The sequence below is a fragment of the Arthrobacter sp. Leaf69 genome, assembly GCF_001422645.1.
Lineage (GTDB): Bacteria > Actinomycetota > Actinomycetes > Actinomycetales > Micrococcaceae > Arthrobacter.
Genome location: NZ_LMLR01000001.1, coordinates 431,075 through 443,960, shown reverse-complemented (window position 1 = coordinate 443,960; position 12,886 = coordinate 431,075). Strand labels below are relative to the sequence as shown.

Genomic DNA, 12,886 nt, shown 5'->3' with positions numbered 1-12,886 from the left:
AGGTGTGCGTCGCCGGCGGTAACGCAGGGATCGGGTCGGGCGGTTGGTGCCATGACGGTCGCGCACCGGACGTGAGAGCGGATCTAACCGGGCGATGTTGTGTAGCCAAAGTCTTCGAGAGTGTAGATTTTCTCGTTGACTTCGACTCGTGTGTATCGCCGATTCGGGACTTTGAATCCGTTGTACGCCGAGCCGAAAACAACCAGGGCTTCTGCAGCGACCGTCATCCAGAACTTCTTCGCCAAGTCGTCCGTGAAGGTGCAGTTGATCAGGTGCTTGGTCCGCAGTTGTGCCCTCACTGCGCTGCCGAAGGTGATGAATCTGAACACTAGGAACGGCAACCCCGTGTGAGGGTCGACGCCATACTCACGGGAGGTTGTAAAGGGAATCATTCCGCCGGGATGGACGAGGTTGAAAACCTCCGTGGTGTACCGGCTCCCAGTCACCAGCCATTCAAGGTACACGCCGGTGTCAACATCCACTACCCGTTGATCGTAGCTGTCCGCAATCGCTTCAACTTTGAACATGTTTGCTTCTCCCCCGGTGGACCAGAGGCGGCGTCACTCTCGCAATGTGCGAGCAATGATTTCAGCCCAGTGAAATCAAACATTAGTCGCTGGCCCGGCTCCAATGTGGACTCCCGCGTATCCCTTGTTCGCCTTGTTGCCGTTGCCGTTGCCGTTGCAGAGACAACCGATAGCCCGACGGTGTCATGGAATCGGGACGGACCCGGCGGACGGGCCTGGTTTCGCGACTGCAGTTTCCGTCCGACGCCCTAAATCCCTGGCGCTGCCGTACTCCGGCGTCGCCAGGGATTCTTCGCGTCGCCGGAGCCGAAGTGCGTCGCGTGCGCGTCGCCGGGGCGTCGCCAGGCGGCAGCCACTTCGGCGTCACCGCGTCGCCCCGTGCGGGCCCTAGGGGATCGGGACGGGCACGACGCCGAGCGGGGCCAGTTTCGCCGCTCCCCCGTCCGGGGCGGACAAAACCCAGATGCCCTTGTCGTGGACCGCGACGGAGTGCTCCCACTGGCAGGACCGCTTGCCGTCCGTTGTCACAACGGTCCAGTCGTCGTCCAGTACGGCTGTTTCGATGCTTCCGCGGACCAGCATCGGCTCGATGGCCAGGCAGAGTCCCGGGCGGATCTTGGGACCGCGGTGGTTGGTGCGGTAGTTCGGCACATCCGGCGCCATATGCATCTCGGAGCCGATCCCGTGGCCCACGTAGTCCTCAAGGATGCCCAGGGCCTTCCCGGGGACAGAGGAGACGTAGTCGTCCACGGCATTTCCGATGTCGCCGATGAACTTCCCGGTCGCCAGGGCAGCGATCCCGTGCCACATCGCCGCCTCGGTGACCTCGGAAAGCCGCTGATCCTCGGGGTCGGCGGTGCCCACGATCACGGTGCGGGCGGAGTCGGAGTGCCAGCCGCCCAGGATTGCGCCGCCGTCGATGGAGAGGATGTCACCGTCCTGCAGGACGCGGCTGCCGGGGATTCCGTGCACCACTTCCTCGTTGACCGAGGTGCAGATGGTGGCGGGGAAGCCGTGGTAGCCGAGGAAATTGGACGTGGCGCCGGCGTCCTTGAGCACCGCGGCGAACACGGCGTCGAGGTCCTTGGTGGTCTTCCCCGGTGCGGCGGCCGCAACGGCGGCGTCCAGGGCGCGGCTGAGGACGAGCCCGGCCTGGTGCATGGAGCGCATCTGGGCGTTGGTCTTGTATTCGATGCGTGGCTGGCCGAATGCCATCCGCAACTTCCTTTCAATGGGGCTGTGCCGCCCTGGGAGGCGGGCGGCCAAATGGCTGAGGCTCCTCCCGGTGTTCCGGGAGGAGCCTCGAAGTGCACGGGCCGATCAGGCCGACTGGGCCTCTTTGATGGCCTGCATGACGCGGTCGGTGACCTCGTCGATGCCGCCGATGCCGTCGACCCGGGTCAGGATGCCGCGGTCGGCATACTTGGCCACCACAGCTTCCGTCTGGCCGTGGTACAGGTCCAGGCGGTGCCGGATGACGGCTTCGTTGTCGTCAGTGCGCCCGGTCTCCTTGGCGCGGCCCAGCAGGCGGGTGACGAGTTCCTCGTCGTCGGCCGTGAGCTGCAGGACGACGTCGAGCTTCTGGTCGCCGTCGGCGAGGATTCCGTCGAGGTAGTCCACCTGCGCGGTGGTGCGCGGGTAACCGTCCAGCAGGAAGCCGTTCTCGACGTCGTCCTCGCTGAGACGGTCGCGGACCATCTTGTTGGTCACGCTGTCCGGAACGAAGTCGCCCGCATCCATGTACTTCTTGGCTTCGAGGCCAAGCGGCGTCTCACCTTTGACGTTGGCGCGGAAGATGTCCCCCGTGGAGATCGCAATGACGCCGAGGCGCTCTGAAATGCGCTCCGCCTGCGTTCCCTTGCCGGATCCGGGAGGTCCGATAATCAACATTCTCGTCATCGCAAAAGCCCTTCGTAGTGACGCTGCTGTAGCTGCGCATCAATCTGCTTGACGGTCTCCAAACCTACGCCGACCATGATCAGGATCGAGGTGCCACCGAACGGGAAGTTCTGGTTGGCGTTGATCAGGACCAGTGCGACCAGCGGTATCAGTGCCACAAATGCCAGGTAAATGGCGCCGGGAAGCGTGATCCGGGAGAGCACATACTGCAGGTAGTCCGCGGTCGGCTTGCCGGCACGGATACCCGGAATGAAGCCGCCGTACTTCTTCATGTTGTCAGAAACTTCTTCAGGGTTGAAAGTGATCGCAACATAGAAGTACGTGAAGAACACAATCATGGCGAAGTAGAGCAGCATGTAGATGGGGTGGTCGCCGCGGGTCAGGTTGTTGTTGACCCACTCAACCCAAGGGGCCACGGGCTCGCCGGGCTTGGGCTGGTTGAACTGCGAGATGAGGCCCGGCAGGTACAGCATCGAAGAAGCGAAGATGACGGGCACGACGCCGGCCATGTTCACCTTGATCGGGATGTACGTGCTGGTGCCACCCACGGTGCGGCGGCCGATCATGCGCTTGGCGTATTGCACCGGGATGCGGCGCTGGGACTGCTCCACGAAGACCACCGCGGCCACGGTCAGCAGGCCGATGACGAGGACCATAAAGAACGTGCCCGGACCCTGCGAGGTCCAGATGGCACCGAGCGAGCCGGGGAAGCTGGCAACAATGGACGTGAAGATGAGCAACGACATGCCGTTGCCGACGCCCTTTTCGGTCACGAGCTCACCCATCCACATGATGAGGCCGGTACCGGCCGTCAGCGTGATGATGATCAGGAGCGTGGTGACGATGCTGTCATCCGGGATGATCGGCAGCTGGCAGTTCGGCAGCAACTGGCCGGAGCGCGCCAGCGACACCAGGGTCGTGGCGTTCAGCAGGCCCAGGGCGATCGTGAGGTAACGGGTGTACTGCGTCAGCTTGGACTGGCCCGAAGCGCCCTCCTCGTAAAGCTGCTGGAACCGGGGAATAACCACCCGGAGCAGCTGCACGATGATGCTGGCCGTGATGTACGGCATGATGCCCAGGGCGAAAACCGACACCTGCAGCAAAGCACCGCCGCTGAACAGGTTGACGAGCTGGTAGATACCGCCCGAGGTCTCACCGGTCTGCAAGCATTGCTGGACATTCTGGTAGCTCACACCAGGCGAGGGGATGAAAGCACCCAAGCGGAAGATTGTGATGATTCCCAGCGTGAACAACAACTTGCGTCGCAGATCAGGCGTGCGAAAGGCCCGGCCAAATGCGCTAAGCAAGCGTCCTCCTGAGTATTAAGTAAAGTCGTGTGAGATAGGTCAAATAAACCCAACAACCGAGTCTAACGGGTGGACGCGCCCTGCGAACAATCGCCGGGCCGGAAAAACAGAAAAACTCCCGGCACCCGGGGCCGAAGCCCCGGATACCGGGAGTTTTCACAACGGGCAACTGCCCCGCCGCCTCCTTAGAGGGCGGTGGTGCTTCCGCCTGCTGCTTCAATCTTTTCTGCGGCGCTGGCCGAGAATGCGTGGGCGGTGACGTTCACCTTGACGGTGATGTCGCCGGTGCCCAGCACCTTGACGGGCTGGTTCTTGCGAACGGCACCCTTTTCGACCAAGTTCTCCACGGTGACAGTGCCACCTTCCGGGAACAGCTCGTTGAGCTTGTCCAGGTTAACAACCTGGAACTCAACCCGGAACGGGTTCTTGAAGCCGCGCAGCTTCGGCAGGCGCATGTGCAGCGGCAGTTGGCCGCCGGCAAAGCCAGCCTTGATCTGGTAGCGGGCCTTCGTACCCTTGGTACCGCGACCGGCGGTCTTACCCTTGGAACCTTCACCACGACCAACACGGGTCTTGGCGGTCTTGGCACCCGGGGCGGGACGCAGGTGGTGAACCTTCAGTGCGTTCTGCTTCTCAACAGTGGCGCCCTGTGCCTTTTCGGCGGTTTTCTTCTCTGCCATTTACTTCGCCTCCTCTACCTTTACCAGGTGCGGAACCGTGTTGAGCATTCCGACGGTCACGGCGTCGGCGGTGCGGACAACGGTGTGTCCGATCCGCTTCAGGCCGAGGGACCGCAGGGTGTCGCGCTGGTTCTGCTTGCCGCCAATGGCGGACTTGAGCTGAGTGATCTCCAACTTTGCGTCGGAGACAAGCACGTTCTTAGCCATGACTCAGACACCTGCCTTCTGGTTCAAGAGAGCCTTTACCATTGCCGGCGGGGCGATCTCGTCGAGCGGGAGGCCGCGGCGTGCTGCCACTGCTGCCGGCTCTTCGAGGCGCTTCAGCGCGTCAACGGTCGCGTGAACGATGTTGATGGCGTTGGAGGAACCGAGCGACTTGGAGAGGATGTCGTGGATGCCCACGCACTCCAGTACCGCGCGGACCGGACCACCGGCGATAACACCGGTACCAGCGGAAGCCGGACGCAGCATAACAACGCCTGCGGCGGCTTCACCCTGAACGCGGTGAGGGATGGTGCTGCCGATGCGGGGAACGCGGAAGAAGGATTTCTTGGCCTCTTCAACGCCCTTCGCGATGGCGGCAGGAACTTCCTTAGCCTTGCCGTAGCCAACGCCGACCATACCGTTGCCGTCACCGACGACGACGAGGGCGGTGAAGCTGAAGCGACGACCACCCTTGACGACCTTGGAAACGCGGTTGATGGTTACGACGCGCTCTACGAACTGGCTCTTTTCGGCTTCGCGGCCACCGTCGCGGCCACCACGGCCACCACGGTCGCCACGGCCCTGGCCGCGGTCGCCACGCTCGCCACGACGAGCGCCACCACGGCGGTCGTCAGTGGTAGCAGGCGCAGCGGTCTCAGTTGCCGGAGCAGCTACAGCTTCAGTCACCTGAATGTCCTTTTCGTTATTTTCGGTCACAGTGCCAGCCCACCTTCACGTGCGCCGTCAGCGACGGCGGCGATCCGGCCGTGGTACTTGTTACCACCGCGGTCGAAGACAACTGCTTCGATACCGGCGGCCTTGGCACGCTCGGCGACGAGCTCGCCAACGCGCTTGGCCTTGGCAGTCTTGTCACCGTCGAATGCCCGAAGGTCGGCTTCCAGAGTGGAGGCGCTTGCCACGGTCAGGCCCTTGGTGTCATCGACAACCTGGACGAATACGTGGCGTGCGGAACGGTTGACGACCAGACGAGGACGTACAGCCGTGCCGGAGATGCGCTTGCGGATACGAAGCTGGCGACGGCTGCGCTGGGCAGACTTGCTCTTGTTCGTACGCTTCTTGTTAATTGCGATCGCCATGGTTACTTACCAGCCTTTCCGACCTTGCGGCGGATGACTTCGCCTGCGTAACGGATGCCCTTGCCCTTGTAGGGGTCCGGCTTCCGCAGCTTGCGAATGTTGGCAGCAACCTCGCCGACCTGCTGCTTGGAGATACCTGAAACAGAGAGCTTGGTCGGGGTCTCTACTGCAAAGGTGATGCCGTTCGGTGCCGTGATGTTGACCGGGTGGCTGTAGCCCAGAGCGAACTCCAGGTCAGCGCCCTTGGCCTGAACGCGGTAACCGGTACCGACAATTTCAAGCTTCTTCTCGTAGCCTGCGGTGACACCCTGGATCATGTTGGCGATCAGGGTGCGGGTCAGGCCGTGCAGCGAACGTGAGGCGCGCTCGTCGTTCGGGCGGGCGACAGTCAGGGTGCCATCTTCCAGGGAAACCTCGATCGGGCTGGGCACAGTGTGGCTCAGCTCGCCTTTGGAACCCTTGACATTGACGACAGAGCCGTCAACCTTGACCTCAACGCCGGCAGGAACGGTGATGGGGAGACGTCCAATACGTGACATTATTCTCTTCCTTTCCCGTTACCAGACGTAAGCGAGGACTTCGCCGCCCACGCCCTTCTTGCCGGCCTGCTTGTCAGTCAAGAGGCCGGAAGAGGTGGACAGGATTGCGACACCCAGGCCACCGAGCACGTGCGGCAGGTTGGTGGACTTTGCGTAAACGCGCAGTCCCGGCTTGGAAATACGACGAACGCCAGCGATGGAACGCTCGCGGTTCGGACCGAACTTGAGCTCGAGGGTCAGCTTCTTGCCAACCTCAGCGTCTTCTTCTTTCCAGGAGGCGATGTAACCTTCGGCCTTCAGGATGTCGGCAACGCGTGCCTTGAGCTTGCTGTACGGCATAGACACGGAATCGTGGTATGCCGAGTTTGCGTTGCGCAGACGCGTAAGCATGTCTGCGACGGGATCTGTCATTGTCATGGTGGGCTCTTGCCCTTCCTCATAACGGTTTCCGCCGTGCTGCTTTCCCGAGCAAAGCTCGGAACCAGCGCGGACGGACCTTTTACGTAGCTAGATTAATCTTCGGTCTTGAACGGGAAGCCAAGCGCCTTGAGCAGCGCGCGGCCTTCGTCGTCGGTCTTGGCAGTGGTCACGACGGTGATGTCCATGCCGCGAACGCGGTCGATGGAATCCTGGTCGATCTCGTGGAACATAACCTGCTCGGTCAGACCGAAGGTGTAGTTGCCGTTGCCGTCGAACTGCTTGCCGCTGAGGCCCCGGAAGTCGCGGATACGCGGCAGAGCCAGCGTGACCAGACGGTCCAGGAATTCCCACATGCGGTCCCCACGCAGAGTTGCGTGTGCACCGATCGGCATGCCTTCGCGCAGCTTGAACTGTGCGATCGACTTGCGGGCCTTGGTTACCTGCGGCTTCTGGCCGGTGATAAGGGTCAGATCGCGGACAGCGCCGTCGATCAGCTTGGAGTCCTTGGCGGCATCTCCAACACCCATGTTCACAACGACCTTGACCAGACGGGGAACCTGGTTGACGTTCTCGTACTTGAATTCCTCAACGAGCGAGCTCTTGATAGAATCCGCGTACTTGGTCTTCAGACGAGGAACGATCTTGCTTGCCGGAGTCTCGAGAGTCTCAGTCATTAGATGTCCTTCCCTGAGCTCTTGGCCACGCGGACACGCACTTCGCGCTTCACGCCATCGCGCTCAACGGTCTCGGTGCGGAAACCGACGCGGGTGGGCTTCTTGGTGGACGGGTCAACCAGAGCCACGTTGGAGATGTGGATCGTAGCCTCGACGACTTCGATGCCACCGGTCTTGGTGCCGCGCTGCGACTGACCGACCTTGGTGTGCTTGGTTACGCGGTTAATACCTTCGACCAGCACGCGGTTGGTCTCGGGGAATACGCGCAGAACCTTGCCCTGCTTGCCCTTGTCGCCGCCGCGCTCAGCCTTGGCGCCAGTGATGACCTGAACGAGGTCACCCTTTTTGATCTTAGCCATGGACTAAAGCACCTCCGGAGCCAGAGAAACGATCTTCATGAACTTCTTATCGCGAAGTTCACGACCAACCGGTCCGAAGATACGGGTACCGCGGGGGTCACCGTCGTTCTTCAGGATCACAGCTGCGTTCTCGTCAAACTTGATGTAGGAACCATCCGCACGGCGGCGTTCCTTCTTGGTACGGACGATGACAGCCTTGACGACGTCGCCCTTCTTTACGTTGCCGCCCGGAATTGCGTCCTTGACGGTAGCGACGATTACGTCGCCAATGCCTGCGTAGCGACGGCCAGATCCACCGAGAACGCGAATGGTAAGGATTTCCTTAGCACCCGTGTTGTCGGCGACCTTGAGTCGCGACTCCTGCTGAATCACTATTTACTCCTTGCGTCGCGCTGGTTCTCAGACCGAAAATCTTCCTACGGAATGAGCCTTGCGGAACGGTTGATCGGGGTGTCTCTTGACCTGCCTGGATTTTGCCAGACCAGGCCTAAACTCCCGTGCCAAAAACATTTGCTTCCCAAACCGGATCCCGACGAGTCGGGGCGCAAGGGGGCACTATGCCGTGGCACGATTGTTTACGAGGTTGATGACAGCGCACAGATAGCGCCATACAAACTCAAAATCTTAGCACGTTTTGGGCATATCCCCATATCACAGCTGCCCTGCCGCCGCACAGGTGAAGCCGTTACGGCAGCGCCCCCTACCCCGGCAACGGAGAAACCCCCGTTCCCAGAAGGGAACGGGGGTTTCGGCGCAGATCCCCTCGCGGGGAGGCTGCAGGTGTTACTTGGCCTTCTCGAGGATCTCCACCAGACGCCACCGCTTGGTAGCGGAGAGCGGGCGGGTCTCGGCGAGGAGAACGAGGTCGCCGATGCCGGCGCTGTTCTCTTCGTCGTGAGCCTTGATCTTCGTGTTGCGGCGGATGACCTTGCCGTAGAGGGCGTGCTTCACGCGGTCTTCGACCTGGACAACGATGGTCTTTTCCATCTTGTCCGAGACGACGTAGCCGCGCTTCGTCTTACGGTAACCGCGCTCGTCAGCCTTGGCTGCGTCGGAAACAGTTTCCGTCACGTTCTCGTCCTTTTCACTCACTTGGCATCCTCCTCGGTGTCAACCGTTTCAGCCTTTTCGGCCTTCTTGGTTGCAGCCTTCTTGGACTTCTTCTCTTCCTTGGCTTCCACAACCGGTGCGGCAACCTCGGCACGAATGCCCAGTTCGCGCTCACGGAGAACGGTGTAGATGCGGGCGATGTCCTTCTTTACCGCGCGCAGACGACCGTGGTTCTCCAGCTGACCGGTGGCGGACTGGAAACGCAGGTTGAACAGCTCTTCCTTGGCCTTGCGGAGTTCTTCAACGAGACGCTCGTTGTCGAAACCGTCCAGCTGTGCGGATGCAAGTTCCTTGGATCCTACTGCCATTTCTACTCACCACCTTCGCGACGCACAATGCGTGCCTTCAACGGCAGCTTGTGGATTGCCAGGCGCAGGGCCTCGCGAGCTACCTCTTCACTGACACCGGAGAGTTCGAAGAGAACCCGGCCCGGCTTGACGTTTGAGACCCACCATTCCGGAGAACCCTTACCGGAACCCATACGGGTTTCGGCAGGCTTCTTGGTCAGCGGACGGTCCGGGTAAATGTTGATCCAGACCTTGCCGCCACGCTTGATGTGGCGGGTCATCGCGATACGGGCAGATTCGATCTGACGGTTCGTGACGTATGCCGGGCTCAGAGCCTGGATACCCCATTCACCGAAGGAGACCTTGGTGCCGCCCGTAGCAGCGCCGGAACGACCCGGGTGGTGCTGCTTACGGTGCTTGACTCGACGTGGGATAAGCATTTAAGCCTGTCCTCCTTCTACAGCCTGTGCCGGAGCGGCAGCAGCTGCCTCAGCTGCCGGCGCTTCAGCAGCAGGTGCTGCGTCGGCTGCCGGGCGGTCGTTACGACGACGGCGGTCACCACGGTCAGCGCCACCCGGGCGGCCCGGGCGGTCGCTGGCACCACGGCCGCGGGACGGAGCAGCAGCTGCCTGCTGAGCCAGTTCCTTGGCGGTGACGTCACCCTTGTAGATCCAGACCTTCACGCCGATGCGGCCGAAGGTGGTCTTGGCTTCGTAGAAGCCGTAGTCGATGTTCGCGCGGAGGGTGTGCAGGGGCACACGGCCTTCGCGGTAGAACTCCGAGCGGGACATTTCTGCGCCGCCCAGTCGACCCGAGCAAGCGATACGGATGCCCTTGGCACCTGCACGCTGTGCGGACTGCATGGCCTTCTTCATCGCACGGCGGAAAGCCACGCGGGAAGTCAGCTGCTCAGCAACGCCCTGGGCAACAAGCTGTGCTTCCATCTCGGGGTTCTTGACCTCGAGGATGTTCAGCTGAACCTGCTTGCCGGTGAGCTTTTCGAGCTCGCCGCGGATGCGGTCTGCTTCGGCGCCGCGGCGGCCGATGACGATACCCGGACGTGCCGTGTGGATATCCACACGGACACGATCGCGGGTGCGCTCGATTTCAACCTTGGCGATACCGGCGCGCTCCATGCCCGTGGACATGAGCTGGCGGATGCGGATGTCTTCGCGAACGAAGTCCTTGTACCGCTGGCCGGCCTTGGTGCTGTCAGCAAACCAGTGCGATACGTGATCGGTGGTGATGCCGAGTCGGAACCCGTGCGGGTTAACTTTCTGTCCCACTTAGCGAGCCTCCTCTTTCTCCGGGGTAGCGACTACCACGGTGATGTGGCTCGTGCGCTTCTTGATCTGAAATGCACGACCCTGGGCTCGCGGCTGGAACCGCTTCATGGTCGGGCCTTCATCAACAAACGCTTCGCTGATGATGAGGTCACCTTCGTCAAACGCCACGCCGTCGCGGTCCGCGAGGACCCGGGCGTTGGAGATTGCCGACTGAACTACCTTGAAAACCGGCTCCGAAGCTGCCTGCGGGGCAAACTTCAGAATTGCCAGAGCCTCATTCGCTTGCTTACCACGAACAAGGTTGACGACGCGCCGGGCCTTCATAGGCGTTACGCGGATGTGACGCGCAATTGCCTTGGCTTCCATTGCTTTCCTTCTCTCGTCTTTGACGTAAGTGCAGGCGCCTAGCGGCGCTTGCCCTTACGGTCGTCCTTGACATGGCCGCGGAATGTCCGCGTGGGAGCGAATTCGCCGAGCTTGTGCCCGACCATCGACTCAGTGACAAACACGGGGATGTGCTTGCGTCCGTCGTGTACGGCAATCGTGTGGCCGAGCATGTCGGGGACGATCATCGAACGGCGGGACCAGGTCTTGATGACGTTCTTGGTGCCCTTTTCGTTTTCCCTGGCTACCTTCACAAAGAGGTGCTGGTCAACGAAAGGACCTTTTTTCAGGCTGCGTGGCATGTGTCCAGGCTCCTATCGCTTGTTCTTGCCAGTACGACGGCGACGAACAATAAGCTTGTCGCTCTCTTTGTTGGGACGGCGGGTGCGGCCTTCGCGCTTACCGTTCGGGTTGACGGGGTGACGTCCACCGGACGTCTTACCCTCGCCACCACCGTGGGGGTGGTCGACCGGGTTCATGGCGACACCACGGACGGTCGGGCGAACGCCCTTCCACCGCATACGGCCGGCCTTGCCCCAGTTGATGTTCGACTGCTCGGCGTTGCCGACCTCGCCGACGGTTGCGCGGCAGCGCACGTCAACGTTGCGGATTTCACCGGAGGGCAGACGCAGCTGGGCGAAACGGCCTTCCTTGGCAACGAGCTGGATCGACGCGCCGGCGGAGCGGCCCATCTTGGCGCCGCCACCCGGACGCAGTTCAACTGCGTGGATTACGGTACCGACCGGGATGTTGCGCAGCGGAAGGTTGTTGCCGGGCTTGATGTCAGCGTCGGCACCTGCCTCTACGGTGTCACCCTGGGCCAGCTTGTTCGGGGCGATGATGTAACGCTTGGTGCCATCAACGTAGTGCAGGAGGGCGATGCGAGCCGTGCGGTTCGGATCGTACTCGATTTCGGCAACGCGGGCGTTGACGCCGTCCTTGTCGTGACGACGGAAGTCGATCAGACGGTACTGGCGCTTGTGGCCACCACCCTTGTGACGGGTCGTGATCTTACCGGTGTTGTTACGGCCACCCTTTTTCGGGAGGGGACGTACCAACGACTTTTCCGGCGTCGACCGCGTGATTTCAGTGAAGTCCGCTACGCTCGAGCCGCGTCGGCCCGGGGTAGTCGGCTTATATTTACGGATTCCCATAATTTATTTCCTCGTTAAAGTGGTCTCCGCTACGAGAGCGGACCGCCGAAGATGTCGATAGTGCCTTCTTTGAGGCTCACAATTGCACGCTTGGTGTTCTTGCGGGTACCCCATCCGAATTTGGTGCGCTTGCGCTTACCGGCACGGTTGATGGTGTTGATCGAGTCGACCTTGACGGAGAAGATTTTCTCCACGGCCAGCTTGATCTCGGTCTTGTTCGAGCGGGGGTCCACCAGGAAGGTGTACTTGCCCTCGTCGATCAGGCCGTAGCTCTTTTCCGAGACGACGGGTGCAAGCACGACGTCGCGCGGATCCTTGAGGGTGGCTGCACTCACTTGGCATCCTCCTGGTTCTTTGCCACTGCCCGGTCAGCAACGAATGCTTCGTAGGCAGCCTTGGTGAAGACAACGTCATCGGAAACGAGAACGTCGTAGGTGTTCAGCTGGTCTGCGTACAGAACGTGAACATCCGTGAGGTTGCGCACGGAGAGTGCAGCAACATCGTTGGCGCGCTCGATGACGACGAGCAGGTTCTTGCGCTCGGAGACACCTCGCAGAGTTGCCAGCGCAGCGCTGGAGGACGGCTTGGTGCCGGCTACCAGTTCAGCGACAACGTGGATGCGGCCGTTGCGGGCGCGGTCAGAGAGAGCGCCGCGCAGTGCAGCAGCAATCATCTTCTTGGGGGTGCGCTGGCTGTAGTCACGCGGCGTGGGGCCGTGGACAACGCCACCACCGGTCATGTGAGGAGCACGGATTGAACCCTGACGGGCGCGGCCGGTGCCCTTCTGCTTGAACGGCTTGCGACCTGCACCGGAAACTTCGGCGCGGGTCTTGGTCTTGTGGGTACCCTGGCGAGCAGCAGCGAGCTGTGCAACGACGACCTGGTGCAGCAGCGGCACGTTGGTCTGTACGTCGAAGATCTCTGCAGGCAGGTCAACCTTGACAGTGCTAGTCATTGAA

Annotated in this window: 22 protein-coding genes; all 22 read right to left on the bottom strand. The window is 61.5% G+C overall.

The window, feature by feature from the left end:
• Window positions 1-83: 83 nt before the first annotated feature.
• A complete protein-coding gene (locus ASE96_RS02090) occupies window positions 84-527 on the bottom strand; it encodes a hypothetical protein (RefSeq protein ID WP_056425264.1) in 444 nt (147 codons plus the stop codon).
• 387 nt (window positions 528-914) lie between these two features.
• Window positions 915-1,742: a type I methionyl aminopeptidase gene (gene map / locus ASE96_RS02085; RefSeq protein ID WP_056425261.1), complete on the bottom strand. Its 828-nt coding sequence runs from the start codon at window positions 1,740-1,742 to the stop codon at window positions 915-917.
• A gap of 105 nt (window positions 1,743-1,847) precedes the next feature.
• On the bottom strand, window positions 1,848-2,417 hold the full coding sequence (locus ASE96_RS02080; RefSeq protein WP_200912986.1) for an adenylate kinase: 570 nt from the start codon (window positions 2,415-2,417) through the stop codon (window positions 1,848-1,850).
• Window positions 2,418-2,422: 5 nt separating this feature from the next.
• Window positions 2,423-3,733, bottom strand: a complete 1,311-nt coding sequence (secY, locus tag ASE96_RS02075; RefSeq protein WP_056425255.1) for a preprotein translocase subunit SecY — start codon at window positions 3,731-3,733, stop codon at window positions 2,423-2,425.
• 185 nt (window positions 3,734-3,918) lie between these two features.
• A complete protein-coding gene (rplO, locus tag ASE96_RS02070; protein ID WP_056425252.1) occupies window positions 3,919-4,413 on the bottom strand; it encodes a 50S ribosomal protein L15 in 495 nt (164 codons plus the stop codon).
• Window positions 4,414-4,620, bottom strand: coding sequence for a 50S ribosomal protein L30 (rpmD, locus tag ASE96_RS02065; protein ID WP_056425250.1), 207 nt, complete (start codon window positions 4,618-4,620; stop codon window positions 4,414-4,416).
• A gap of 3 nt (window positions 4,621-4,623) precedes the next feature.
• Window positions 4,624-5,304, bottom strand: coding sequence for a 30S ribosomal protein S5 (gene rpsE, locus ASE96_RS02060; protein ID WP_173403037.1), 681 nt, complete (start codon window positions 5,302-5,304; stop codon window positions 4,624-4,626).
• 26 nt (window positions 5,305-5,330) lie between these two features.
• On the bottom strand, window positions 5,331-5,714 hold the full coding sequence (rplR, locus tag ASE96_RS02055) for a 50S ribosomal protein L18 (RefSeq protein WP_018773674.1): 384 nt from the start codon (window positions 5,712-5,714) through the stop codon (window positions 5,331-5,333).
• Window positions 5,715-5,716: 2 nt separating this feature from the next.
• Window positions 5,717-6,253: a 50S ribosomal protein L6 gene (rplF, locus tag ASE96_RS02050; RefSeq protein WP_056425247.1), complete on the bottom strand. Its 537-nt coding sequence runs from the start codon at window positions 6,251-6,253 to the stop codon at window positions 5,717-5,719.
• A gap of 18 nt (window positions 6,254-6,271) precedes the next feature.
• On the bottom strand, window positions 6,272-6,670 hold the full coding sequence (gene rpsH / locus ASE96_RS02045) for a 30S ribosomal protein S8 (RefSeq protein ID WP_056425243.1): 399 nt from the start codon (window positions 6,668-6,670) through the stop codon (window positions 6,272-6,274).
• Window positions 6,671-6,765: 95 nt separating this feature from the next.
• Complete coding sequence (gene rplE, locus ASE96_RS02040; RefSeq protein WP_056425240.1) at window positions 6,766-7,347, bottom strand: 50S ribosomal protein L5; 582 nt, start codon at window positions 7,345-7,347, stop codon at window positions 6,766-6,768.
• Complete coding sequence (rplX, locus tag ASE96_RS02035) at window positions 7,347-7,706, bottom strand: 50S ribosomal protein L24 (protein WP_056425237.1); 360 nt, start codon at window positions 7,704-7,706, stop codon at window positions 7,347-7,349. Before rplX ends, rplE begins: the two co-directional genes overlap by 1 nt.
• Before the next feature lie 3 nt (window positions 7,707-7,709).
• Window positions 7,710-8,078 (bottom strand): 50S ribosomal protein L14, encoded by a 369-nt coding sequence (gene rplN, locus ASE96_RS02030; protein WP_003803789.1) that lies wholly within the window; start codon window positions 8,076-8,078, stop codon window positions 7,710-7,712.
• 411 nt (window positions 8,079-8,489) lie between these two features.
• The gene (gene rpsQ, locus ASE96_RS02025; RefSeq protein WP_056425236.1) at window positions 8,490-8,798 is read right to left on the bottom strand and encodes a 30S ribosomal protein S17; all 309 of its coding nucleotides are present in this window, start codon (window positions 8,796-8,798) and stop codon (window positions 8,490-8,492) included.
• The gene (gene rpmC / locus ASE96_RS19740; RefSeq protein ID WP_056425235.1) at window positions 8,795-9,124 is read right to left on the bottom strand and encodes a 50S ribosomal protein L29; all 330 of its coding nucleotides are present in this window, start codon (window positions 9,122-9,124) and stop codon (window positions 8,795-8,797) included. The genes rpsQ and rpmC overlap by 4 nt, the downstream gene beginning before the upstream one ends.
• A 2-nt stretch (window positions 9,125-9,126) precedes the next feature.
• Complete coding sequence (gene rplP / locus ASE96_RS02015) at window positions 9,127-9,543, bottom strand: 50S ribosomal protein L16 (RefSeq protein ID WP_011692803.1); 417 nt, start codon at window positions 9,541-9,543, stop codon at window positions 9,127-9,129.
• Window positions 9,544-10,389, bottom strand: a complete 846-nt coding sequence (gene rpsC, locus ASE96_RS02010; protein WP_056425234.1) for a 30S ribosomal protein S3 — start codon at window positions 10,387-10,389, stop codon at window positions 9,544-9,546.
• Window positions 10,390-10,755 (bottom strand): 50S ribosomal protein L22, encoded by a 366-nt coding sequence (gene rplV / locus ASE96_RS02005; protein WP_003803798.1) that lies wholly within the window; start codon window positions 10,753-10,755, stop codon window positions 10,390-10,392. It abuts the gene before it with no gap.
• A 38-nt stretch (window positions 10,756-10,793) separates the two neighbouring features.
• A complete protein-coding gene (gene rpsS, locus ASE96_RS02000; protein ID WP_018773666.1) occupies window positions 10,794-11,075 on the bottom strand; it encodes a 30S ribosomal protein S19 in 282 nt (93 codons plus the stop codon).
• 12 nt (window positions 11,076-11,087) lie between these two features.
• Window positions 11,088-11,927 carry a 50S ribosomal protein L2 gene (gene rplB / locus ASE96_RS01995; RefSeq protein WP_024366131.1) on the bottom strand — a complete coding sequence of 280 codons (840 nt, stop codon included), beginning with the start codon at window positions 11,925-11,927 and terminating at the stop codon, window positions 11,088-11,090.
• 29 nt (window positions 11,928-11,956) lie between these two features.
• Complete coding sequence (gene rplW / locus ASE96_RS01990) at window positions 11,957-12,262, bottom strand: 50S ribosomal protein L23 (protein WP_056425233.1); 306 nt, start codon at window positions 12,260-12,262, stop codon at window positions 11,957-11,959.
• Window positions 12,259-12,882, bottom strand: coding sequence for a 50S ribosomal protein L4 (gene rplD, locus ASE96_RS01985; RefSeq protein ID WP_056425230.1), 624 nt, complete (start codon window positions 12,880-12,882; stop codon window positions 12,259-12,261). Before rplD ends, rplW begins: the two co-directional genes overlap by 4 nt.
• Window positions 12,883-12,886 lie beyond the last annotated feature (4 nt).